20 protein-coding genes are annotated in these 23,671 nt (G+C 74.1%); 14 read left to right on the top strand and 6 right to left on the bottom strand.

What is annotated here, in order from left to right:
- The first annotated feature begins 77 nt into the window (after positions 1-77).
- A complete protein-coding gene (locus tag AB0R04_RS12140; protein ID WP_363370319.1) occupies positions 78-1,535 on the top strand; it encodes an MFS transporter in 1,458 nt (485 codons plus the stop codon).
- Between the two features lie 3 nt (positions 1,536-1,538).
- On the opposite strand, the gene AB0R04_RS12135 is transcribed toward AB0R04_RS12140, so the two are convergent.
- On the bottom strand, positions 1,539-2,816 hold the full coding sequence (locus AB0R04_RS12135) for a hypothetical protein (RefSeq protein WP_363370318.1): 1,278 nt from the start codon (positions 2,814-2,816) through the stop codon (positions 1,539-1,541).
- 412 nt (positions 2,817-3,228) lie between these two features.
- Between AB0R04_RS12135 and AB0R04_RS12130 the strand changes: the two genes are divergently transcribed.
- The 3 genes from AB0R04_RS12130 to AB0R04_RS12120 are packed head-to-tail and all read left to right on the top strand — an operon-like array spanning position 3,229 to position 7,723.
- Positions 3,229-3,873 carry a class F sortase gene (locus AB0R04_RS12130; RefSeq protein ID WP_063349186.1) on the top strand — a complete coding sequence of 215 codons (645 nt, stop codon included), beginning with the start codon at positions 3,229-3,231 and terminating at the stop codon, positions 3,871-3,873.
- Positions 3,870-5,186: an alpha/beta hydrolase-fold protein gene (locus tag AB0R04_RS12125; protein WP_363370316.1), complete on the top strand. Its 1,317-nt coding sequence runs from the start codon at positions 3,870-3,872 to the stop codon at positions 5,184-5,186. The genes AB0R04_RS12130 and AB0R04_RS12125 overlap by 4 nt, the downstream gene beginning before the upstream one ends.
- Positions 5,183-7,723 (top strand): phosphatidylglycerol lysyltransferase domain-containing protein, encoded by a 2,541-nt coding sequence (locus AB0R04_RS12120; RefSeq protein ID WP_079135850.1) that lies wholly within the window; start codon positions 5,183-5,185, stop codon positions 7,721-7,723. The genes AB0R04_RS12125 and AB0R04_RS12120 overlap by 4 nt, the downstream gene beginning before the upstream one ends.
- Before the next feature lie 74 nt (positions 7,724-7,797).
- On the opposite strand, the gene AB0R04_RS12115 is transcribed toward AB0R04_RS12120, so the two are convergent.
- A complete protein-coding gene (locus tag AB0R04_RS12115) occupies positions 7,798-8,244 on the bottom strand; it encodes an SsgA family sporulation/cell division regulator (RefSeq protein ID WP_063349188.1) in 447 nt (148 codons plus the stop codon).
- Positions 8,245-8,555: 311 nt separating this feature from the next.
- Here AB0R04_RS12115 and AB0R04_RS12110 point away from each other — a divergent pair, with 311 nt between their 5' ends.
- The 3 genes from AB0R04_RS12110 to AB0R04_RS12100 all read left to right on the top strand — a co-directional run bounded on the left by AB0R04_RS12110 (position 8,556) and on the right by AB0R04_RS12100 (position 12,274).
- Positions 8,556-10,388: a DEAD/DEAH box helicase gene (locus AB0R04_RS12110; protein WP_363370381.1), complete on the top strand. Its 1,833-nt coding sequence runs from the start codon at positions 8,556-8,558 to the stop codon at positions 10,386-10,388.
- A gap of 393 nt (positions 10,389-10,781) precedes the next feature.
- The gene (locus AB0R04_RS12105; RefSeq protein WP_063349190.1) at positions 10,782-11,432 is read left to right on the top strand and encodes a helix-turn-helix domain-containing protein; all 651 of its coding nucleotides are present in this window, start codon (positions 10,782-10,784) and stop codon (positions 11,430-11,432) included.
- Positions 11,433-11,467: 35 nt separating this feature from the next.
- Positions 11,468-12,274, top strand: a complete 807-nt coding sequence (locus tag AB0R04_RS12100; protein ID WP_244293447.1) for a S16 family serine protease — start codon at positions 11,468-11,470, stop codon at positions 12,272-12,274.
- Positions 12,275-12,308: 34 nt separating this feature from the next.
- Here the strand turns inward: AB0R04_RS12100 and AB0R04_RS12095 are convergent, their stop codons facing one another.
- Entirely contained in the window at positions 12,309-12,869 is a 561-nt protein-coding gene (locus AB0R04_RS12095; RefSeq protein WP_363370312.1) for an Lrp/AsnC family transcriptional regulator, read from the bottom strand.
- 203 nt (positions 12,870-13,072) lie between these two features.
- Between AB0R04_RS12095 and AB0R04_RS12090 the strand changes: the two genes are divergently transcribed.
- Positions 13,073-13,603: a VOC family protein gene (locus AB0R04_RS12090; protein ID WP_063349191.1), complete on the top strand. Its 531-nt coding sequence runs from the start codon at positions 13,073-13,075 to the stop codon at positions 13,601-13,603.
- A 7-nt stretch (positions 13,604-13,610) separates the two neighbouring features.
- Here the strand turns inward: AB0R04_RS12090 and AB0R04_RS12085 are convergent, their stop codons facing one another.
- On the bottom strand, positions 13,611-14,186 hold the full coding sequence (locus AB0R04_RS12085) for a hypothetical protein (RefSeq protein ID WP_363370310.1): 576 nt from the start codon (positions 14,184-14,186) through the stop codon (positions 13,611-13,613).
- A gap of 133 nt (positions 14,187-14,319) precedes the next feature.
- On the opposite strand from AB0R04_RS12085, the gene AB0R04_RS12080 reads away from it, so the two are divergent.
- The 4 genes from AB0R04_RS12080 to AB0R04_RS12065 all read left to right on the top strand — a co-directional run bounded on the left by AB0R04_RS12080 (position 14,320) and on the right by AB0R04_RS12065 (position 19,924).
- Positions 14,320-15,024, top strand: a complete 705-nt coding sequence (locus AB0R04_RS12080) for a response regulator transcription factor (protein ID WP_063349193.1) — start codon at positions 14,320-14,322, stop codon at positions 15,022-15,024.
- Positions 15,025-15,041: 17 nt separating this feature from the next.
- Positions 15,042-16,457 (top strand): HAMP domain-containing sensor histidine kinase, encoded by a 1,416-nt coding sequence (locus AB0R04_RS12075; RefSeq protein WP_363370379.1) that lies wholly within the window; start codon positions 15,042-15,044, stop codon positions 16,455-16,457.
- Positions 16,458-16,726: 269 nt separating this feature from the next.
- Positions 16,727-18,340, top strand: a complete 1,614-nt coding sequence (locus AB0R04_RS12070) for a cellulose binding domain-containing protein (protein WP_363370307.1) — start codon at positions 16,727-16,729, stop codon at positions 18,338-18,340.
- 183 nt (positions 18,341-18,523) lie between these two features.
- Complete coding sequence (locus AB0R04_RS12065) at positions 18,524-19,924, top strand: glycosyltransferase 87 family protein (protein WP_363370305.1); 1,401 nt, start codon at positions 18,524-18,526, stop codon at positions 19,922-19,924.
- Positions 19,925-20,013: 89 nt separating this feature from the next.
- Here AB0R04_RS12065 and AB0R04_RS12060 read toward each other — a convergent pair whose 3' ends face one another.
- A complete protein-coding gene (locus AB0R04_RS12060; RefSeq protein WP_063349195.1) occupies positions 20,014-20,430 on the bottom strand; it encodes an SsgA family sporulation/cell division regulator in 417 nt (138 codons plus the stop codon).
- Between the two features lie 398 nt (positions 20,431-20,828).
- Here AB0R04_RS12060 and AB0R04_RS12055 point away from each other — a divergent pair, with 398 nt between their 5' ends.
- Both AB0R04_RS12055 and AB0R04_RS12050 read left to right on the top strand, forming a co-directional pair.
- Positions 20,829-22,409 (top strand): RDD family protein, encoded by a 1,581-nt coding sequence (locus tag AB0R04_RS12055; RefSeq protein WP_363370303.1) that lies wholly within the window; start codon positions 20,829-20,831, stop codon positions 22,407-22,409.
- 110 nt (positions 22,410-22,519) lie between these two features.
- Positions 22,520-23,260 (top strand): RDD family protein, encoded by a 741-nt coding sequence (locus tag AB0R04_RS12050; protein WP_363370301.1) that lies wholly within the window; start codon positions 22,520-22,522, stop codon positions 23,258-23,260.
- Between the two features lie 49 nt (positions 23,261-23,309).
- Here the strand turns inward: AB0R04_RS12050 and AB0R04_RS12045 are convergent, their stop codons facing one another.
- Positions 23,310-23,552, bottom strand: a complete 243-nt coding sequence (locus AB0R04_RS12045; RefSeq protein ID WP_363370300.1) for a hypothetical protein — start codon at positions 23,550-23,552, stop codon at positions 23,310-23,312.
- Between the last annotated feature and the right edge of the window lie 119 nt (positions 23,553-23,671).

The raw sequence follows: 23,671 nt of genomic DNA, 5'->3' as shown, positions 1-23,671 counted from the left end.
TCCTAAGCCCTGCGGACTAGCTGATCACCGACTCGGGTCAGGGGTCATGAAGGCAGACGGCCCTTACGATGTTACGTATGACCACTGCCTCCCCCACCTCGGTCGACTCCGCCTCGATACCCTCCGAACCCGACCCCGGTGGCGGGGTCCTCAGCGGCCGCTACCGCGCTCTGACGCTGGGGATCGTGTCGGTGGTCCTGGTGATCGCCTTCGAGGCGACCGCCGTCAACACCGCGATGCCGACCGCGGCCCGCCAGCTGAACGGCATCGGGCTGTACGCCTTCGCCTTCTCCGGCTACTTCACCACCACGCTGTTCGCGCTGGTCGTCTCCGGGCAGTGGTGCGACCGGCGCGGACCGTTGCAGCCGCTGTTCACCGGCATCGCGGTGTTCGGCGTGGGCCTGGTGGTGGCCGGGACGGCGCCGGGCATGTGGGTGTTCGTGGCCGGGCGGGCGATCCAGGGCCTGGGCGGCGGGCTGGTGATCGTCGCGCTGTACGTGGTGGTCGGCCGGGCCTACCCGGAGCGGCTGCGGCCGGCGGTGTTCGCGGCCTTCTCCTCGGCCTGGGTGCTGCCCTCGATCATCGGGCCGCTGGTCTCCGGCGCGATCACCCAGCACCTCGGCTGGCGCTGGGTGTTCCTGGCCGTGCCGGTGCTGATCCTGCTGCCGCTGGCCGTGATGGGCCCCGCGCTGACCCGCTCCGAGCGGGAGCACCCGGTGGCCAGGGGCGCGGAGTTCGACCGCCGGCGCACCCTGCTGGCCGCGATGGCGGCGCTCGGTGCCGGCCTGCTGCAGTACGCGGGCGGGCGGCACGACCTGATCGGGCTGCTCCCCGGGACCGTCGGGGCGGCGCTGCTGGTGCCGGCCGTCCTGGGGCTGTTGCCCGAGCGGACCCTGCGGGCCGGGCGGGGGCTGCCGGCGGTGATCCTGCTGCGCGGACTGGCGGCCGGGGCGTTCCTCGGGGCCGAGGCCTTCGTCCCGCTGATGATGACCACCGAGCGAGGCCTCTCGCCGACGATGTCGGGGCTCACTCTGACCAGCGGCGGGCTCACCTGGGCGCTGGGCTCCTGGCTGCAGGGGCGGCCGGGGGCCGAGCGCTACCGCGAGGCGATGATCCGGGGCGGGTTCGTGCTGACCGCGGTGGCGATCGCGGGCGCCGCGCTGGTGCTGGTCCCGGCGGTGCCGGCCTGGGTGGCGGCGGTGGCCTGGGGCGTCGGCGGCATCGGGATGGGACTGACGGTCGCGAGCGTCAGCGTGCTGATGATGAAGCTCTCCGCGCCGGAGGACGCCGGGGTGAACTCGGCGGCCCTGCAGATGAGCGACGCGCTCGGCAACGTCCTGCTGACGGGCCTGGCGGGAGTGATGTTCGCGGTGCTGGGCGGCGGCTCGCTCGCCGCCGCCCACGAGGGTGCCGGGGCCACCGGCTCCTCCGGTGCCGCCGGGTCGCCCGTGGCGTTCGCGGTGATCCTGCTGGCCATGGCCGGCGTGGCGCTGCTGGGGGCGCTGCTCTCCGGCCGGGTCCGGACCCGGTCCTGAGGGTCAGCCGGCGGCGGGCACCGGCGGCGTCCCGGGGGTGCCGAGGAAGGCCTCCCAGCCGCCGGTCGGCGCCTGGCCCGGGGCGAGGCCCTGGAGCTTGCGCAGCACCGCCGGGTCCTGGGCGTCCAGCCAGTCCACCAGTTGGCGGAACGAGACCAGCCGGACCTCCGGCTTGTCCGCGATCGTCCGGAGCACGTCCTCGACGGCGTTCATGTAGATGCCGCCGTTCCACTCCTCGAAGTGGTTGCCGATGACGTAGGGCGCCCGGTTGCCGTTGTAGGTGCGGTCGAAGCCCAGCAGGTAGGAGTCGCGGGCCTGGGCCTGGAAGCCCGGGTAGAGCGCCGGGTCGGCCTTGGTGTTGGGGCCGCACTGGTTGTACATGATGTTGTAGTCCATCGACAGCACCTGGAAGGTGTGCCCGGGGAAGGGGATGGACTGCAGCGGGAGGTCCCAGAGCGCGCCGCCCTGGATCTTCTGCGGCCACACCTGGGTGCCGTTGCCGCTGCTGTCGTAGCGCCAGCCGCGCTTGACCGCGGTGGGCAGCAGGTTGCGCTGGCCCTCCAGGCAGGGGGTGCGGCTGCCGACCAGCTCCCTGTGGTAGTCGAAGGGCAGCGCCGGCAGGTCGGTGAAGCCGGTGTTGGTGCGCCAGTTCGTCACGAAGTCCATGGCCTGCTGGATCTCGCTGTCCCACTCCTCCGGGGACCACTTGCCGACGCCGGTGGAGCCGCAGAAGTGGCCGTTGAAGTGGGTGCCGATCTCGTGGCCCTCCAGCCAGGCCGCGTGCACGTTCTCCAGGGTGTCGTGGATGTGCTGGTCGGTGAGGTAGCCGATCTCGGAGGCGCCGACCTTGTGCTGCGGGGGGCGGTAGAGGTCCTTCTTGGACTCGGGCAGCAGGTAGAGGCCGCTGAGGAAGAAGGTCATCGAGGCGTTGTGCTCCTGCGCCAGCCGGCGGAAGCGGGCGAACAGGCCGTTGTCGAGTTCGCCGGCGCCGTCCCAGGAGAAGACCACGAACTGCGGCGGCCTCTCGCCGGCCTTGAGCCGCTCGGGGGTGGGCTGGTGGGGCTGGGCCCCGGTGTCGGAGGTGGAGCCGTCGCCGATCAGGACGGCCTGCGGCTCGGCGGTGTCCGTGGGGCCGGCACTCTCGTCGACGGCCGCGCCGGTGGGGGGGACGGCCGAGCCGACCATCGGCTTGTCGGCGCTGTTGCTTCCGCAGCCGGTCGCCAGGGTGGCGGCGGAGGCCGCACCGGCGGCCAGCAGGGTGCGGCGGGAGAGAGCGGCCATGGTCACTCCGTTCATGAGGCGTTCGGCAGGCGTACAGGCGTACAGGCGTGCGGAAATCCGGTCGGACAAGTGGGGTGATAGAACCCGTGACCGGGTCAGCATGCCAGCTGGGCCCGATCGGTCGACGAGGCGCCACCCGCGGTCGTCATCGATCGCCCGATTGACGCAACCGGACAGGCCCCCCGCGCCGTCGAAGCTCGTACCGAGGCGTTCCGGTGGCGCCGTCACCTGGGAAACGGCCGTCGCGTTCCGTCACCGGGTGCCCACTGGGCGCACGGATTCGGGCGATTGCCCTGCCGAACGGGGGGTGTCATTACGCCCATCGTGTGGACGTGCTTTAAGGTCCGATCCGATTGAATTGTTTCCCAGGAAACTCCCAGGATCGGGAATCCGTCGGTAGAGGGGAGCGCCCGTGGGCGTCCAGCAGAGCAGGAGCCCGTGGCCGGGCACCCTGGCGGCCGGTGCCGCGCTGGTACTCGGCGCCTGGCTGCTGCACGACGGCGGGCAGGGCGCGCTGCCGCCCGCCCCCGGCAGCACGCAGACGCTGTCCGGCTTCGCCCCGGTCTCCGTCGCCCCGCCACTGGGCCCGTCCGACCCCACCCGCATCCGCATCCCGGCCGTCCGGCTGGACGCCCCGGTCACCGCGCTCGGCCTCGACCCCGACGGCCACCTCCAGGCCCCGCCCGAGGCGGACCGCAACCTGGCGGGCTGGTACCGCGGCGGGGCCAGCCCCGGGCAGCGCGGCACCGCCATCCTGGCCGGGCACGTCGACAACAAGGCCGGCCCGGCCGTCTTCTACAACCTGGGGGCGCTCCGGCGCGGAGACCGGATCGAGATCGCCCGCGCGGACGGCGCCGTCGCCGTCTACCAGCTGTACGCCATCGAAGTGCACGACCGAAAGGACTTCCCGGACGACCGGGTCTACCGCCAGGCCGCCGACGCTCAGCTGCGGGTCATCACCTGCGGCGGCGCGTACAGCGCCGAGCACGGCTACGAGGGCAACGTCGTCGCCTACGGCTTCCTGGCCGACACCACCCGGCCGGGCAAAGCCGCATGACCACGCTGACCCTCGCCACCCGCTGGAACCCGATCGACTGGCCGCTCACCCACGGCCCGATCCCGTACGCCGTGCTCGCCGCGGGCTGGGGGTCGCTGGTCCTGCTCGCGTTCTCCCGCCACGAACGCTGGCGGGCCCCGCGCCTCTTCGGCGCCCTGATGCTGGCCGGAACGCTCACCGCCCTGGTGAAGCTCGGCGTCGACGGCTGGTGGCACCCCTTCCCGGAGGGCACACCGGACTTCGTCCTGCGCTGGATAGCCGTCGCGCTGTTCGCGATATCCCTGGTCTGCTTCCGCGCGCCGCTGCTCGCCGTCCGCCGGCGGCTGCTGGCGACCGGAGCTGCCGTCCTGGTGCTGCTGATGGCCGCCTCGCAGGTCAACCGGGGCTTCGACCAGTACCCGACCGCCCGGGCCATGCTGGTGCCCGAGATCCAGGCGCTGACCACGGGCAAGGTGGCCAGCACCGTCGCCGCCACGCCCGGCAAGCCCGTCGAGGAGCTCTGGCACGCGCCGCCCGGCCTGCCCGCGAAGGGCACCCTCTCCACCGTGACCATCCCCGGCGCCAAGTCCGGCTTCACGGCCCGCGACGGGTACGTCTACCTGCCGCCCGCCTACCAGGCCAATCCCCGGCCGCTGCTGCCCGTCGTGGTGCTGCTGCCCGGCCAGCCCGGCGCCCCGGTGGACTGGATCACCTCCGGGGCCATCCAGGAGACCCTGGACGCGTTCGCCGCCGACCACCAGGGCCTCGCCCCGATCGTGGTGGTCGCCGACCCCACCGGCAGCCCGTTCACCAACACGCTCTGCATGGACTCCCGGATCGCCAAGGCGCACACCTACCTGGCCACCGACGTCCCGGACTGGATCCACCACAACCTGCAGACCGCCACCGGCCGGGGCGCCTTCGCCATCGGCGGGCTCTCGCTCGGCGGCACCTGCTCGCTCCAGCTGGCCGTCAACGCACCCGGGGTCTACGGCACCTTCCTGGACATCTCCGGCCAGGACGAGCCGACCCTGGGCGACCGCGGCGAGACCGTCGACAAGGCCTTCGGCGGTGACGAGGCCGCGTTCGACGCCGTCGACCCGGTGCACGTCATGGCCCGGCAGAAGTTCCCCGACACCGCAGGCATGTTCGTGGTCGGCGCCAACGACCCGGACTTCCGACCCATGCAGGAGAAGGCCTATGCGGCGGCACAGGCGGCCGGAATGAAGGTCGGCTACCAGACCATCCCCGGCTGGCACAGCTGGGTGGTGTTCCGCCAGGCCTTCGAGCAGAATCTGACCTGGCTCTCCCAGCAGACCGGACTGATCCGGTGATCCGGCTCCCCGCGGCCCCCGCGCCGGCCAAGGAGCAGGAGTGGCCGTCGGACCGCGCGCCGGTCGCCGGAACGCCGGAGCCGCGCCCGCAGCGGGCCTGGCGGGCGACCCGGACGTTCGGCGTGTGGCTGCGCTCGGCGCCGCTCACCCTGGTGCTGCTGGCCGGGCTCTGGGCGCTCGGCGCGGCCACCGGCAGCCTGGCCCACGGGCCGTCCGAGCGGCTGCTCGACCGGGTCGGCGTCGGCGTGCCCACGCTCGCCGAGGGCCACTGGTGGACGCCGTTCACCTCGCTGTTCTGGTGCTCCGGCCTGGGCTCGTACGTGTTCACCAGCCTGCTGCTGGTCCTGGTCGGCCCGGCCGCCGAGCACCGGCTCGGGTGGCTGCGCACGCTCGCGGTGCTGGTCGGCGGGCAGCTGGCGGGCACCCTGCTCGGCACCGGGCTGATCGCGGTCGGCTCCCGGGTCGGCGAGCAGTGGACCGTCTCGGTGGCCGACCAGACCTCGGTCGGCCCCGGCGTCGGCCTGTTCGCGCTGGCCGGGGTGCTCGGCTACCGGCTCACCGTGCTCTGGCGCCGCCGGCTGCACCTGCTGGTGCTGCTCGCCCCGCTGGTCATGACGCTCTACGTGGGCCACCTGCAGAGCGTCCAGCGGTGCGCCGCCGCGTTCGTCGGGCTGGGCGCCGGCGCGCTGCTCGCCCGGGGCGGGCTGCACCTGCGCACCCACCGCTCCTCGCACTCCGAGACCCGGGTGCTGGTGGCGCTCTGCCTGGTCGCCGCCGCCCTCGGGCCGCTGATCGCCTCGCTGTACGACAACGCCAGCGGGCCGTTCAACACCTTCTCCGAGCTGTACTTCTCGCACCGGCTCAGCCCGGAGGAGGTGGCCGACTTCTGCGCGCTGTCGGCGCACGACTGCGCCCGCGCGCACGCCGTCGAGCGGATCTTCGACACCCCGGGCCGACTGATGGCCGCGCTGTTCCCGGCGCTGCTGCTGGTCCTGGCCGAGGGGCTGCGCCGGGGGCTGCGGCTCGCCTGGCGGATCACCGTCGCCACCGAGCTGCTCTGGGCGGCGCTGCTGGGCTGGCTGTACCTCGACTCCGGCCCGGTCAGCGGCGACGTGGTCCAGTACTTCGTCGAGGCGCTGCTGCTGCCGCTGCTCACCCTGGGCCTGCTGCTGGCCACCCGGCAGCGCTTCCGGCTGCGGCTGGCCGGCCGGGCGGTGCTGCGGCTGGGCGCGCTGCTCGGCGGCGCCGCCCTGGCGGCCTCGGCCGCGTACGTGGGGCTCGGGCGCCTCGCGGCCGACCAGTTCGAGCCGGGGGCGAACATCCGTCGGTTGCTGCACGGGCTGCCCGCGCAGTTCCTGCCGCCCGCCTACAACGACCTGCTGCCGGACTACCCGATCGCGGTCGGCCCGGTGGCGCTGTTCCTGGAGACGTACTGCGGGCTGGCCTTCTGGGTGGTCGCGCTGACCGCGCTGCTGCTGGCCTTCCGCCGGCCGGTGCTGCACACCGACGCGGAGGCGGCCGCCCGGGCCAGGGCGCTGCTCACCGCGTACGGCGGCGGGACGCTGTCCTTCATCACCACCTGGGACGGCAACCACTACTGGTTCGACGAGGAGGGCCGGGCGGCCGTCGCCTACCGGGTGCACAACACGGTGGCGCTGACCACCGGCGACCCGTTCGGCGCGCCGGAGGCCCGGGCCCGGGCGGTGGCCGGGTTCGCCCGGTTCTGCGACCAGCGCGGCTGGACCCCGTGCTTCTACAGCGTCTCCCCGCAGACCCGGGAGGCCACCGCGCAGCTCGGCTGGCGCTCGGTGCAGGTCGCCGAGGACACCGTGGTGGCGCTGCCCGAGCTGGCCTTCACCGGCCGCAAGTGGCAGGACATCCGGACCGCGCTGAACAAGGCCGGCAAGCAGGGCATCACCGCCGAGTGGTGGTCCCACCACGAGGCGCCGCGCGCGCTGCGGGACCAGATCCGGGCGATCTCCGAGGAGTGGGTCTCCGAGAAGGGCCTGCCCGAGATGGGCTTCACGCTCGGCGGACTGGAGGAGCTGGACGACCCGGACGTACGGGTGCTGATCGCGGTGGACGAGCAGCGCGTCGTGCACGGGCTGACCAGCTGGATGCCGGTGTACGAGAACGGCGTGCCGGTCGGCTGGACGCTGGACTTCATGCGCCGGCGCTCGGACGGCTTCCGCGGCGTCAACGAGTTCCTGATCGCCTCGGCCGCGCTGGGCTTCAAGGAGGAGGGCGCGCGCTTCCTGTCGCTGTCCGGCGCGCCGCTGGCCCGCTCCGGGCAGGACGAGGAGCCCTCCGGCCTGCAGCGGATGCTGGACTGGATGGGACGGGTGCTGGAGCCGGTCTACGGCTTCCGCTCGCTGCTCGCGTTCAAGTCGAAGTTCCAGCCGGAGTACCGGCCGATGTACATGGCCTACCCCGACCCCGCCGCGCTGCCGAGCATCACCAGGGCGATCGGCAAGGCGTACCTGCCGCACCTGACGCCGGCGCAGGGCGTCCGGCTGATGCGCAGGCTGTCGGGCTGAGGCGCCCCGGGCCCCGGACCCGGGTGACGGCCGGAAGCGCGGTGACGCCCCCGGACGCCGGCCCCGCGCGCCGCTCAGCCGAGCAGTTCGGCGAGCGCGCGGTCGGCGTCCAGGTGCAGGTGCTCCTCGCCCTCGGGGACGAGCAGCCGGCTGCGCCACAGGAAGCGGCGCAGGTCGGTGGTGTCGAACTGGAGCAGCGCGGTGCCCTCCGGCGCCCGCAGTTCGACCATGGTGCGCCGGCCGACCGCGGGCCGGACGTGGACGTCGCCGACGCCGGCCGGCAGCTCCAGGCCGGCCGAGAGCAACTGGCGGGCGAAGACCCAGACGATGTCGTCGGCGCCGTCCGCGCCCGGGCCCGCGCCGCCGTCCGCCGGTTCGTCCAGCGAGAACTCGGCGGGGAAGGCCATCCGGACGGCGAGCGGGTCCTCCGGCAGGTAGCTCAGGACCACCCGCAGCCGGACGGAGCGGTGGAGCGAGAGGATCAGACGGGCCTGGACGGTCTCTTCGGCGGCGGTGTGCACGGCGAGTCCCTTCGGGTCGGTGTGAGGCCGGTCGACAAGGGGGAGGGTTGGGGCGGCCTCACCCTGGTGAGAGTCCCGGGACCGGCCGTGATTACTCGGTTTCGGAACCGATCGGATGTGATCCGGGTCACGTCGATTTCCGGCCGCCCGGGCCCGGCGCGGAGCCTCGCCTGGCCGCCCCGACGGCGCCGGGCCGGTACGCTGGGCGGGTTGTCCGATCGCCGCCCTTCCGCGGGGCGGGGCTGAGAAACCGCCCCTGACCTGCGATGATCCCCCCCTCGGAGACCGTGAGTACTGCCGCCGCCTCCTCGATGCCGCTGTTCTCCGACGTGTCGGAGCCGCAGGCGCCCGCCCGGGGTGCCGGACCTGCCGCGTCCGCCGCCTCGCACCACCTCTCGCCGGCCTTCCCCGGCCGCGCCCCCTGGGGCACCGCGGGCAAGCTGCGGGCCTGGCAGCAGGGCGCGCTGGACAGGTACATCGAGACGCAGCCGCGCGACTTCCTCGCGGTCGCCACCCCGGGCGCCGGTAAGACCACCTTCGCGCTCACCCTGGCCTCGTACCTGCTGCACAACCACCTGGTGCAGCAGGTGACCGTCGTCGCGCCGACCGAGCACCTGAAGAAGCAGTGGGCCGAGGCCGCCGCACGGATAGGCATCCGGCTCGACCCGGCCTACTCCTCCGGCCCGCTCTCCCGGGACTACCACGGCATCGTGGTCACCTACGCGGGCGTCGGGGTCAACCCGATGCTGCACCGCAACCGGACCGAGGGACGCAAGACCCTCGTGATCATGGACGAGATCCACCACGCCGGCGACTCCAAGTCCTGGGGCGAGGCCTGCTTCGAGGCCTTCGAGCCGGCCACCCGCCGCCTGGCGCTGACCGGGACGCCGTTCCGCTCCGACACCAACCCGATCCCGTTCGTCCAGTACGAGGCCGGCGGCGACGGTATCCGCAAGTCCGTCGCCGACTACACCTACGGCTACGGGCACGCGCTCGCCGACCACGTCGTCCGCCCGGTGATCTTCCTCAGCTACAGCGGCAACATGCGCTGGCGCACCAAGTCCGGTGACGAGCTGGAGGCCCGGCTCGGCGAGCCGATGACCAAGGACCTGATCGCCCAGGCCTGGCGCACCGCGCTGGCCCCGCAGGGCGAGTGGATCCCGTCCGTGCTGCAGGCCGCCGACCGGCGGCTGTCCGAGGTCCGCAAGGCGATCCCGGACGCCGGCGGGCTGGTCATCGCCACCGACCAGAACACCGCGCGCGCCTACGCCAAGATCCTGCGCGAGATCTCCGGCGAGAAGGCCACCGTCGTGCTCTCCGACGAGACCGAGGCCTCCCAGCGGATCTCCGACTACGCGGCCGGGGACTCGCGCTGGATGGTCGCGGTCCGGATGGTGTCCGAAGGCGTCGACGTGCCCCGGCTGTGCGTCGGGGTGTACGCCACCTCGATCTCCACCCCGCTGTTCTTCGCCCAGGCCGTCGGCCGCTTCGTACGAGCCCGCAAACGCGGCGAGACCGCCTCGGTGTTCCTGCCGACCATCCCGACGCTGCTCGGCTTCGCCAACGAGATGGAGGTCCAGCGCGACCACGTGCTGGACCGGCCGAAGAAGGAGGGCGAGGGCCTCTTCGACGAGGAGGACCGGCTGCTCGCCGAGGCCGAGCGGGCCAACGACGGGCCGGACGGCGCGGGCGGCGACGAGTTCTCCTACGAGGCGATCGGCTCCGACGCGGTCTTCGACCGGGTGCTGTACAACTCCATGGAGTTCGGCATGCAGGCCCACCCGGGGAGCGAGGAGGAGGACGACTACCTCGGCATCCCGGGCCTGCTGGAGCCGGACCAGGTGCAGATGCTGCTGCAGAAGCGCCAGCACCGGCAGATCCAGCGCAGCAAGGGCAAGCCCGCCGAGGAGGCAGACCTGCTGGAGCTGCCGGCCGAACAGCGGCCGGTCGTCACCCACCAGGAACTCCGGGAGCTGCGCAAGGAGCTGAACGCGCTGGTGGCCGCCTGGCACCACCGCACCGACCAGCCGCACGGCACCGTCCACAACGAGCTGCGCCGCCAGTGCGGCGGCCCGCTGACCGCGCAGGCCACCGCGAACCAGCTGAAGGCGCGGATCGCCAAGATCCGCGAGTGGGCGAAGTAGCCGCGGAATCGGTCGCGGAATCAGTCGCGGGAACGGTACGGCGCGCGGCCGCGGGCCGGCCGTCCCGCTCCCGTGTGTCCGGACTCCGGAGCGCGGCCGGACCCGCGCGCTGACGGGCCCGGAGAAATGCAGGCATTTGTCCCGGTTCCGTCGCGCTGTTGAGAACGATCACGCCCGAATTTTGGACAACCACTTCCGTCACGACATTTCCTTCACTACCTTTCCCCCACGCTCTTCCACCGGGCAACCCCCACAGGACGGGCGCCGCAGGACCGCACGCACGTCAAGGACGACACCGCGAGCGGTCCGAGCGCGGCCACCCCACCTGCGCGCGACACCGAACCCGGTCCGGCGCCGCCTGCCCCCGCGAGCGCCGCGGAAAGGATGCCCGTCGTGACTGCCGAGACCTCCCAGACCCTGGACCGTGGCGTCCGGGTCCTCAAACTCCTCGCCGACTCCGAGCGCGGGCTCACCGTCACCGAGCTGGCCGCCCGACTGGCCGTCAACCGCACCGTCGTCTACCGGCTGCTGGCCACCCTGGAACAGCACGGCCTGGTCCGCCGGGACATCGGCGGCCGCGCCCGGGTCGGCCTGGGCGTCCTGCGCCTGGCCCACCGCGTGCACCCGCTGCTGCGCGAGGCCGCGCTGCCAGCCCTGCGCAGCCTGGCCGAGGACCTCGGCGCCACCGCCCACCTCACCCTGGTGGACGGCAACGAGGCGCTGGCCGTCGCCGTCGTCGAGCCGAGCTGGACCGACTTCCACGTCGCCTACCGCACCGGGCTGCGCCACCCGCTCGGCGAGAGCGCCGCCGGCCGGGCCATCCTGGAGGCGCGCACCTTCCCCAGCCAGCGCCGGCCGGAGCAGGGCTTCGTCATCACCCGTGCGGAGGAGCAGTCCGGGGCCTGCGGCGCGGCCGCCGCGCTGATCGGACTGAGCGGCATCGAGGGCAGCGTCGGCGTGGTGATGCTGAACGGGATGGTCCCCGAGCGGGTCGGCCCCCGGGTGGTGGAGGCGGCGACCGAGGTGGCCGACGCGCTGCGGTAGGCCGGCACGGGCCCCGGTGTGTTTGGATTCCCCTTGTGTCCGACACCAAGCTGCCCAAGGCCCTCACCTCCCCGCGGACCCGCGCGCTCACGCTCTGCGGGGTGCTGGTCGCCGCGCTGTTCGGCGTGGCCGCCTTCGTCCCGCTGCCGTACACGCTGACCTGGCCGGGCCTGACCGCGGACACCCTCGGCACGTACAAGGACAAGCCGGTCCTCACCGTGACCGGGGCGCCGCTGCGCACCACCGAGGGCGAGCTGCGGATGGTCACCATCTCGGCCACCAACCCGGGCGAGAAGACCACCTTCTGGCGCGCGCTCCAGGCCTGGTTCGACCAGGACGAGGCGGTGCGCCCGACCGACACGGTCTACCAGCCGGGCAACCCGGCCAAGGCCGAGGAGCAGACCGCCCAGCAGATGGCCGAGTCGCAGAACAGCGCCACCGCCGCCGCGCTCGGCTACCTCCACCTCTCGCCGGACCAGGTCAAGGTGAAGGTCGACCTGGGTGACGTCGGCGGCCCGAGCGCCGGGCAGATGCTGGCGCTGGGCATCATCGACAAGCTCGCCGGCGACGGCAAGGGCGGCGACCTCACCGGCGGGCTCACGATCGCGGGCACCGGCACCATCGACGACCAGGGCGTCGTCGGCGCGGTCGGCGGCGTCCCGCTCAAGACCCAGGCGGCCGCCCGGGACGGCGCGACGGTGTTCCTGCTGCCCAAGGACGAGTGCACGGACGCCAAGGTCAACACGCCCAAGGCGCTGCGCCTGGTGCCGGTCGGCACGCTCGGCGAGGCGGTCTCGGCACTGGAGGCGCTGAAGAGCGGCGGCAGCGTCCCCAGCTGCTGACCGGGGCGCAGGCCGCTGCCGCCGGGCGCGGGCCCTACTCGGCGGCGGCCTGGTCCACCAGCGGCAGGATGCGGTACGGCACCGGGTTCTCCAGCGCGATCGCGGTGGCCGAGCGGACGATCCCGTCGAAGCCCACCACCCGGTCGATCACCCGTTGCAGGTCGGCGTTGGAGCGGGCCACGATCCGCACCATCATGTCCCCGGCCCCGGTGATGGTGTGCAGTTCCAGCACCTCCGGCACGCTCGCCAGGTGCGCCCGGACGTCGGCGCCCTGGCCCTGGGAGATCTCCAGGGTGGCGAAGGCCGTCACCGGGTAGCCGAGCGCCGCCGGGTCGACCTCCGGGCCGAAGCCGCCGATCACCCCCTTGGCCTGCAACCGGTCCAGCCGGGCCTGCACGGTGCCCCGGGCGACCTGGAGCCGGCGCGAGCACTCCAGCACCCCGATCCGGGGCTCCTCGGCGAGCAGCCGGATCAGCCGGCCGTCCAGCGCGTCGATCGAGTCGTTCCCGCCGCCTGTCCCGGGGGCGGCCGAAGCGCCCGGCGGAGCGGGGGAGTTGGGCGAGCCGGGGGAGCTCGGGGACTGGGCGTGGGGCATCGCGGCTCCGTCCTCCGGTGGGCATTGTGTACAGCGGCGCCGCCGATTCTCCCGCCCCGGCGCACAGCTTGACCAGGAGGAAACGGAACAGTTGCGCGCCGGTCGGCTCGGCGCCACCCTCCAGCCACAACGCCGTGCACCGGGCCCCACACCGGCGCACGGTCGCACCCGCCGTGGTCCGCACGCCTACCGGGAGGGCCGTCATGACCGACACCGCCGCCGAACCCGTCCTGCTCGCCGCAGGGCTTGGAGAGTCCGCCCCCCTCCCGATGGGCCGCGCCGACGCGGTGGTCTTCGCGGTCGGCGACGCCGAGCGGGCCGCCCGCCGCTACACCGCCGCGCTCGGGCTGCGCTGTACCGCGTACGCCGGGCCGGAGACCGGGGAACCGGAGACGGTCTCGTACGTGCTGGACGCGCCCGGGACCAGGATCGTGCTCACCTCGCTGGTCCAGGTGATCGGCCCGCGCGGCCGGGAGCTGGCCGCGCACCTGGCCCGGCACGGGGACGGGGTGCTGGACCTCGCGGTGAGCGTGCCGGACGTCTTCTACGCGTACGACTACGCGGTGGACCGGGGCGCCCTGTCGCTGGCCGAGCCGTACGAGGCGCGGGACCGCTTCGGCACGGTGGTGCTCGCGACGATCGGGGTGCCGGGCGGGACCAGGCACACCCTGGTCGACCGGTCCGGCTACGCCGGGCCGTACCTTCCGGGGTACCTGCCGTTCGAGACCTGGTGAGGGGGGCTCAGCGGATGGCCGTCTCGACCACCGGCGGGTGGCCGTTCCAGTAGACGAAGACCGAGTTGGCCTGCTCGCCCTTGGTGAAGTCCACCCGCATCCACTGGTCGCCGTTCCACACCTGCATCTGCCAGCCCGGGTCGGGGGTGGCGGAGACCAGCGAGGCCTTGTCGGGGCGGATGTCCAGGGCGACCTTGCCGCCCGGCACCGGGTAGCTCTTCACGGAGGACGTCACGGAGGACGTCGCCGCGGTGGTGGTGGCGGGGGTGGGGCGGCGGGTGGCCGGCGGGGAGGCGGCGGAGAGGGTGGTGGCGGGGGCCGGCCCGCGCGTCGTCGTCGTGGCGGCCGTCGGGGAGGCCGGTGGTGGGGCCGGGGCCCCGGTCTGGGTGGCCGACCGCGGCTGCTCGGGGGTGACGGTCGCGGTGTGCGGCGTGCCGTCGGCCCTCGGCGAGGGCAGCGGCAGGGCCGTGGGCTGCTCGAACGCGGCGCCGGTCAGCACCGCGTGCACGCCGAGCCAGGACAGCGCCACCGCTGCCCCGGTGGCCGCCGCCCAGGCGCCGAGCTGTACCAGTCCGTTCCGCATCGTCCGCTCATCCTGCCGTATTGCGGGCCTGCGCAGCCGGGCAGCCCCGTTATTAGTCAGGGGAGTTGCACAATGTCCGGAGGCCACCCCGAGGTACAGACCACTGCCCGTCGATGGCGTACCGTGCAGGGCCATGGCAACAGTGCTCGTGGTCGAGGACGACCCCTTCGTACGATCCGCCCTCATCCGGCACCTGACCGACACCGGTCATGCGGTCCGCAGCGTGGGCACGGCACTTGAGGCGCTGCGGGAGGTCGCCCAGGTCGGCTGTGACCTGGTGATCCTCGACCTTGGCCTGCCGGACCTGGACGGCAGCGAGGCGCTCAAGATGATCCGGGGCCTGACCAATGTGCCGGTGATCATCTCGACCGCCCGCGACGACGAGGCCGAGATCGTCCGGCTGCTCAACGACGGCGCCGACGACTATCTGGTGAAACCTTTCTCCGGGGAACACCTCAGCGCCCGGATGGCCGCCGTGCTGCGCCGGCTCGGCGGCGGCGCCGCCCCCGTCGCCCAGGTCCTGCGGGTCGGCGGCCTCGCCATCGACCTCCAGCGCCGCGAGGCCTCGCTGGACGGGCGGCTGCTCGACCTGACCCGCCGTGAGTTCGACCTGCTGGCCTTCCTGGCCGGGCGCCCCGGCGTGGTGGTGCCGCGCAAGGAGATCCTGGCCGAGGTCTGGCAGCAGACCTACGGCGGCGACCAGACCATCGACGTCCACCTGTCCTGGCTGCGCCGCAAGCTCGGCGAGACCGCCTCCAGCCCCCGCTACCTGCACACCGTCCGCGGAGTCGGGGTCCGGCTGGAGGCCGCCGGGGGACTGGCGGAGCACCAGACATGAGGAGGTTCGGGCGCTCGCTGCGCTGGGCCCTGATCAAGGCCGCCGTCGCCGGGACCACCATGGTCGCGCTGGCCTTCCTCATCCCGCTCGGCCTGATGGTCCAGCAGACCGCCCGGGACCACGCCTTCACCGCCGCCGAGCGGCAGGCCGCCGCGCTCGGCCCGGCCCTCGCCATCACCACCGACCAGATCGCCATCGACCGCGCCCTGGCCAGCACCGACGCCGGCGGGCAGGGCCGGATGGCGGTCCACCTGCCCGCCCCGGCCGCCCCGGACGCACTCCCCGGCGCGGGCGGCCCCGGCGGGCCCACCATCGGCGAGGCCCGTGCCGCCGCCGGCGACGTGTCCACCGCCGGCGGCCAGGGCCGCTCCTTCACCGTCGAGGTGCCCGGCGGCTACGCGCTGCTCCAGCCGGTCGCGGTGGACACCGGGCGCACCGCCGTGGTCGAGGTGTTCGTCGCCGACGGCGACCTCACCCGGGGCGTCTCCACCGCCTGGCTGGTGCTCTCGGGCGTCGCGCTCGGCCTGGTCGCCATCTCGGTCCTGGTCGCCGACCGGATGGGCGGCCGGATCGTGGCCTCCGCCCGGCGGCTCGCCGGCGCCGCCCGCTCGCTCGGCGCCGGCAACCTCGCCGTACGAGTCCCGGTGGACGGCAAGCAGGCCGCCGGCAGCCCCGAGGAACTGCGCGAAGCCGCCCACGCGTTCAACACCATGGCCGACCGGGTGGTCCAACTCCTCGCCGCCGAACGGGAACTGGCCGCCGACCTGTCCCACCGGCTGCGCACCCCGCTGACCGTGCTGCGGCTCAACGCCGCCTCGCTCGGCGAGGGCGACGCCGCCGACGCCACCCGGCACGCGGTCTCCCAACTGGAGCGCGAGGTCGACCAGATCATCCGCTCGGCCCGCCGCGACCCCGAGGACGCGCCCGCCGTCGCGGTCGGCTGCGACGTCGCCGAGGTGGTCCGCGAACGAGTCGGCTTCTGGTCCGCGCTGGCCGAGGACGAGGGGCGCCGCTGGCAACTGGCCGGCGCCGACCGGGCGACGCCCGTCCCGGTCCAGCGCGCCGACCTGGCCGCCACCGTCGACGCGCTGCTCGGCAACGTCTTCCGGCACACCGCCGTCGGCACCGCCTTCTCGGTGGACGTGCTCGCCACCGAGACCTCGGTGATCGTCCTGGTCGGCGACGCCGGCCCCGGCTTCAGCGACCCGGCCGCCGCCCTCAAGCGCGGCGAGGGCCACGGCGGCGAGGGCTCCACCGGGCTCGGCCTCGACATCGTCCGCAAACTCGCCGAGTCCACCGGCGGCGACCTGGCGCTCGGCCGCTCCGCCGTGCTCGGCGGCGCGGAGATCCGGCTGCGGCTGCGGACCCGCCCGGACGGCACCCCCGCGCGGGCGGGGCGGCGGCGCAGCCGGGGCGCGCTGTTCCAGAAGTGACCGCTTCCTCGGCCGCTCCCTCGGCGCCCGGGGGAATCGTGGTGGCCGGTTTCGCACGCACGCGCCTGATGCGCCGCCAGTTTCCGGATCTTCCTTAAGCGCGTCCTAAGGGAGTTCTTCCCCTCGCTCAGCCCGCCGGTTCGGCCCCCCGGCCGCCGCTAGCGTCGGTCGCGCCGGTCACCCGACCGAGCCGGGCCGGCCGCCCGGACGTCCGCACGCACCCGCGCCCGGACCGCGGCCGACCGACGGCACCCCGGAGGTAACGCGCCATGACCACCCAGCCCAACCGCCGCCCAGGCCGCCGCAGGCGCAGCCGCAAGGGCGCGATCGTCGGGGCCTCGGCGGTCGCCGCCGCCCTGGTCGCGGGCGGTGTCGTCGTCCTCGCCTCCTCGGCCAGCGCCGCCTCGCTCGGCGCCGTCTACAGCCGGACCAGCAGCTGGGACTCCGGCTACACCGGCCAGTACCTGGTCACCAACCCGGACAGCGGCCCGATCGAGGACTGGACGCTCAGCTTCGACCTCCCGGCCGGGGCGAAGATCGACTCGCTCTGGAACGCCACCTTCACCGCCGCCGGCCAGCACGTCACCGTCAAGCCGGAGGCGTGGAGCAAGCGGCTGGAGCCCGGCAAGAGCGTGGTGGTCGGCTTCGTCGCCCAGGGCACCGGCGCCGCACAGGCCGAGCCCGGCAACTGCCTGGTCAACAACACCTCCTGCAAGGCCGGCGACGGCACCGTGCCCACCCCTTCGGGCCGCCCGACCGCGACGGCGACGCCCACCACCGTGCCGACCAGTCCGGTGTCGGCCAGCCCCGTGCCGACCACTCCCGTGCCGACCCGGACCGGGACCGGCACCCCGGCTCCCACGGCGACGGCCACCGCGAGTGCCACCGCCACCGCCACCGCGAAGCCGACCACCCCGACCGCCACCCCCACGGCGACCGGTGTGCCCGCACCCCCGGCCGGCGCCGGGGCCGGCTTTGCCCCGTACGTCGACACCTCGCTCTACCCGCCGTACGACCTGGTCGCCACCGCCAAGGCCACCGGGGTCAAGAACTACACCCTCGCCTTCGTGGTGTCCGGCGGCGGCTGCCAGCCCAAGTGGGGCGGCGTCAGCGACCTGTCCGCCGACGCGGTGGCCGCCCAGATCGGCTCCCTGCGGGCGATCGGCGGCGACGTCCGGGTCTCCTTCGGCGGCGCCAACGGCAGCGAGCTGGCCCTCGCCTGCGGCTCCACCGCCGACCTGGCCGCCGCCTACCAGAAGACCGTCGACGCCTACGGTCTGACGAGGCTCGACTTCGACGTCGAGGGCGGCGCGATCGCCAACACCGCCGCCAACACCCGCCGCGCCCAGGCCATCGCCCAGCTGCAGAAGAACGCCGCCGCCCAGGGCAAGGCGCTCGACGTCTCCTTCACGCTGCCCGCGCTGCCCTCCGGCCTGACCCAGGAGGGCGTCAACCTGGTCGCCGACGCCAAGAACAACGGCGTCGCGATCGGCGCGGTCAACATCATGGCCATGGACTTCGGCGACGGCGTCGCCCCGAACCCGCAGGGCCAGATGGGCAAGTACGCGATCGCCGCGGCCACCGCCACCCAGGCCCAGGTCAAGAGCGTGCTCGGACTGGACGACGCGGCCGCCTGGCGCAAGGTCGCCGTCACCCCGATGATCGGCGTCAACGACGTCGCCAGCGAGGTCTTCACCGTCGCCGACGCCAAGCAGCTCGCCGACTTCGCGGCGTCCAGGCACCTCGCCTGGCTGGCGATGTGGTCCGGCACCCGCGACAAGGCCTGCGACGGCGGGGCCAAGGCCTACGCCGACGCCAGCTGCAGCAGCATCGTCCAGCAGCCGCTGGACTTCACCCGGGCCCTCGGCGCCTACACCGGCTGAGGTGCGGGACCACTGAGGCTCTGAGCCTTCCCCCCGGTGGCCCCGGCCGTCCGTGCTCCGCCCGCAACGGAGTACGGCCGGTCGGGGCCCATTCGTCACCCTGCGTGATCATCCGTGCCCAGGCCCGGTCGGCCCGCATCCGGTATCGTCGGCGATTGGTCGAGCGGTGGACGGAGTGGACTGGTGACAGCGGTGCAAGACGAGCGCAGCCCGGTGCGGACCGCACCCGACCCCGCGCCCGCCCCCCTGTCGGACCGGCTGCGGACTGCGCTCGGCGCCCCCGTCCGCGCGCTGCGCGAGGCCCCCCGCCGACCGCTGCTGGCCGCCTCGGCCCTGGCGCTCCTGTCCCTGGTCGTGTACGCGGTGGTCCGCCACTTCGTCAACACCTCGATGGTCGACATGATCGTCTACCGGGCCGAGGGCGCCGCCGTGGCCAACGGCACCGACCTGTACGCACTGCGCGTCACCGAGTGGAACCTGCCCGCGACGTACCCCCCGTTCGCGGCCATGCTGTTCGTGCCCACCACCTGGTTCCCGGTCCCGTTCCTCCGGGTGGCGATCACTCTCGGCAACCTCGGGCTGCTCGCCCTGCTGACCCACCTGTCCTTCAAGCTGGTCGGCTGGCCGCGCCGCGAACTGCGGCCGATCGGCGTCATCCTGGTGACCGGCCTCGGCGTCTGGCTCGAACCCGTCTTCACCACGCTCCGGTACGGCCAGATCAACCTCGCGCTCGCCTGCCTGATCCTCTGGGACCTCACCCGTTCGGACGCCCGCCGCAGCAAGGGCATGGCGATCGGCATCGCCGCCGGCCTCAAGCTCACCCCCGGCCTCTTCGCCGTCTACCTGCTGATCACCGGCCGGGTCCGGGCCGCCTTCGTGGCCGGCCTCACCTTCCTCGGCACCTTCCTGATCGGCGCCCTCGTCCTGCCCGACGCCACCTGGGGCTTCTGGACCAAGTACCTCTACGACTCCTCCCGGGTCGGCAAGACCGAGATCGTCGACAACCAGTCGCTGCGCGGCGCCCTCGCCCGGCTGCTGCACACCGCCGACCCCGGCACCCTCGCCACCCTCGCGGCCGGCCTCGTCGCGGTGGCCGGCCTCGCCGTCGCCGCCTGGGCCCACCGCAGCGCCCGCTGGCTGCCCCGGGCCGAGGCCTGGGGCGTCTGCTGCGCCGCCGTCACCGCCGTGCTGATCTCACCGATCAGCTGGACCCACCACTGGGTCTGGTGCGTGCCGGTGCTCGTCCTGCTCGCCACCGAGGCCTCCGTCGAGCACGCCCGCCCGGTCGGCGTCCGCCGACTGCGCTGGCGGGCCGCCTTCTGGGCGACGCTGCTCGCGTTCCTCTCCTTCGCGATGTGGGCCGCCAAGCCGCTCGGGCCGGCCGTCCTCCACATGGCGCCGCTGCGCCAGCTGCCGACCTCGGTCTACCCGTGGGTCGGGCTCTGCTTCCTGCTCGCCGCCGCCATCCGGATAAGGGCCCGGCGACGCTCCGCCGGGGCACCGCTGGTCCGACTGCCCGGACAGCGCGACGGCGGTGGCCCGGACGCCACCCGCGGCCGTCAGCAGGCCCCCGCGGCCCGCTGAGCCGGCGGGGGCGCGGCTCCCGTCGCGTCGCGCGGTCCCGGCCGGGTGCGCGGCCGAGGCTTTGTGCCCGTTCGCGGGCGTGCGCGTGCTCACGCAAGCAGGTCCGCGAGCGATCCGTCCATGTCCAGCGCGGCCATCTCGCTGCCCGGCGGGACCAGCCGGTGGGCCCGCTCCAGCCAGGCCGCGACGACCGGCAGCGGCGCCTCCAGCAGGGCGTCGCCGGCCGGGGAGCTCAGCGCCAGGCAGAGCACGCTGCGCCGGCCCGAGCGGGTCGGCCAGATCCGCACGTCGCCCTGGCCGCACGGCCGGAAGGTGCCTTCGACCAGCAGCTCGCGGGCGAACACCCAGGTCACCGGGGAGCCGGTGTCCAGGTGGAAGGTGATGTGCACCGCGTACGGGTCGTGGCTGCCGTAGGACAGCCGGGCCGGGACGGGGACGCTGTGCTCGGGGGAGAGCACCAGGTTCAGCTCCAGTTCGTGCTCGACCACGCTGGTGGGGCGCTCCATGATCGTCTTCCTCTCTGCCTTCGATTCCTGCCCGGTTCCGGGCCCGGTGACCTTTGAGAGGGCGGTCCACGCCGGCTCTTACACACGTTTCCGGGATTTCTTCGGGAAGTTCGACGAGGGGGGTGAGGCGAGGGGTGGTGACCGGTGGGGACCGCGGCGCGCGGACACCCGCCGCACGCCGGGACGGTTCGGCCGCCCCTACCCCGGAGGGCCCGCCGCTGTCAGGTGATTGACCAACTTTCCGTCGGCGCCACGACGAGGCACTACCCTTTGTGACTACCCGGCGACTGTCCGCCTACCAGCGGTGCCCCCACCCATGCGCGCCGGGCGGCTCGCGGGTGCGCCGGGCGGGCGTGCCGTGTCGGCCCCGCCAGGACCCGCCAGGAGAGAAGACCCCCATGACGGACCGCCCCTTCGCCGGCGCCGGCGACCCGGCCGTCGGACCCGAGCCGGGCTACTACCCCGACCCCTCCATCCCCGGCTTCGTCCGGTACTGGGGCGGCTCGGCCTGGGTGCCGGGCACCAGCCGGCTCGCACCCGCCGAGGGCGAGGTGATGGAGCCGCCCCGGTTCGCGTCCCGGCGGCCCGCCGCCGGCGCGGCCGGGACGGCGCGGGTGGTGCCGCCACCGGTGCTGCCGGAGCCAGCCGTTCCGGAGACGGCGGCCCCGGAGCCGTCCTGGGGCGGGGCCGCGCACGGTGGGGGCAGGGGCGGGGACACCGGGCCGGTGTACTTCGACCAGACCACGGGCGGGGCGAAGTTCGTCCTCGGGTCGCGGGCGGCGGAGGTGATCGGCGGGCCGGTGTTCCGGACGGTCGGGGAGCCGGGGGCGTCCGAGAGCCCTGAGGTGTCTGGACTGGAGATGGCGGCGGTCGAGGTGTCGGTCTTCGGTGAGGTGGTCCTCGGCGAAGCGGTCCTTGGCGAGCCGATGGTCGAGGTTTCGGCGGTCGGGGGTGCGGCAGGCCAGGGCGAGGTGGAGGAGCTCAGCTGGCAGGTCGTTCCGCAGGCGCAACGGGGGCCGATGGAGACGGATGGCGAGCCGCACCGGGTCTCCTGGGGGGTGCTTTCGGGGGCGCCCGACGGGGAGGAGGGGCGCGCGAGGGAGGTCCGCGCTTCGGTTGCTGTTCCGGTCGGGGCCTCGGCCGGGCCTTCGGTCGGGGTGGAAGTGGCCGCCGTCTCCGGAGTGCCCGCGACCGTCCCGGCGGCGGTGGCCGTGCGGGAGGCGCCGTCGCCCATTGAGACGCCCGTCGCGGCGTCCGTTCCGGCGGCTGTGCGCGGGGCCGGGCGTGCCGTCGAGCCCGCGTCCGAGCCCGAGCCTGCCGTGCCGGCCCCGGCCGCGCCGGTCGCCGCCGGAGCGGTTCCGGCCCGGGCCCAGGGCCGGCCCCCCGCGCCCGCCGCGTCGCTGCCGGCTGCGCGCCCGGCCCGGGAGGCCGTCGCACGGCGCCGACCCGCCCCGACGGCGCCCGCCCCCACCGTGCCCGCCTCCGCGACGCCCGCCGGACTCGGGCGTCGGCTGGCCGCGCGCGCCGTGGACACCGTCGTACTCCTCGTGGTCGCCGTCGCCGCCGGAATCCCGCTCGGCCGCTCGGCGTCCGAGCACCTCCAGCAGAAGCTCGACCAGGCCCGGATGGCCAGTTCCCTCACCCGGCGCCAGGTCCAGGTCTGGCTGGTGGACGACGTGGTGCTGGGCAAGGTCGCGGTCCTGCTCGGCATCCTGCTCTTCGTCAGCCTGCTCTACGAGGTGCTGCCGACCGCCCGCACCGGCCAGACCTTCGGCAAGCGACTGGCCCGGATCCGGGTGGCGGACGCCACTGCCCCCGGCGCCCGGACCAGGCTGAGCCTCGGCCGCTCGCTGCTCCGATGGGCCGTCAGGCAGCTCGGCCTGCTGCTGCTCCTCGGCCTGGTCTGGCCCGCGTTCGACCGCCCGGCCCGGCGTGGCTGGCAGGACCGGGCCGCCCGCACCCGGGTGGTCCGCGACTGAGGCCTCCCGGCGTGGCGGCCGACTCCGGGCGCGGAGGCGCCATCCGGCCCTGGCGGCAAAACGGATAGAATGTCCCAAACCGCGAGAATGTGTGATGTTCTACTCGACGGATGAGCACTCACGACCCCTCAGGCTCCCAGCCGGAGGGGGGCGGCCAGCCCTCCTTCGACAAGCAGTCCCCGCAGCCGGGCGGCGGCACGCCGGAAGACCGGCCGTCGGACCCGAACCCGTCGCCCGCCCCGCCGCCCACCGGCGGCCCGTCCGACGGCACCTCCAGCACCCCGTCCGAAGGCCCCGGCGCGTACGGCGGCACCTACGGCGGCCCGACCGGCGGTCAGAGCCCGCCCGGCCAGAACCCCTACGACCAGCCCCCGCCCGGCTACGGCCCCACCGGCTACGGAACCCCCGGCGCCGGGCCCGTCCCCGGCATGCCGCCGATCGGCAGCTGGCCCAGGCGCATCCTCGCCCGCCTGATCGACTACCTCCTCGTCCAGGCCGTCGCCGTGATCCTGGTGGCCCCCTTCGCCGACTTCAACAACCGCTCCGGCGAGGTCGGCGCGTTCTGGCTCGGCTGCGGCATCTACCTCCTCTACGAAGGCCTGATGCTCGGCCGGGACGGCCAGACCCTCGGCAAGAAGGCGATGCACGTCCGCGTCGCCATGCTGATCGACGGCAACAAGCCCACCCAGAGCGCCGCCTGGACCCGCGCGGCCGTCTACATCCTCCCCGCCGTGATCTGCTGCGCCGCCTTCTGGTGGATCATCGACGGGATGTTCGGCGTCTTCGACAAGCCCTACCGGCAGTGCATCCACGACAAGGCCGCGAAGACCGTGGTGGTCACCACCGACTGACCGGCCGAGCGGGCCGCGGACGCCCGGCGGCGGACAGGACCTAGCGTTGCTAGCGCTGCCGGGCGTACTCGTGTCCGGCCGCGGCCGGGGAGGCCGCTCCCGCCCTCGCCGCCGACCGGCCGGACACGGCGAGCGACAACACCGTCACCACGGTGCCGAGCGCCAGCGCGAACCCCTCCAGCACCATGACCTCCAGGACGCCCGAGGCGCCCGAAACGGCCAGCAGTGCCACGGTGGCGGCGACGACGGTGAACGAACCGAGGCAGTACTGGGCAGCGGACGGACGAGGCATGGCGGGGGGTCCTTCGCGCGTCGGGGGGAACGAGCGGGAATCGTGCCGGTCCCAGAAGTGCTTCCCGGCAAGGGAGTTCGGTAAGTCCAGGCTAACCCGCCGGACCGGGAGCACGGGGG

It is taken from the genome of Kitasatospora sp. NPDC056731 (assembly GCF_040687675.1).
Taxonomy (GTDB): domain Bacteria; phylum Actinomycetota; class Actinomycetes; order Streptomycetales; family Streptomycetaceae; genus Kitasatospora.
The sequence above is the reverse complement of the archived record's forward strand: the minus strand, read 5'-3'. Positions and strand labels throughout refer to the sequence as shown.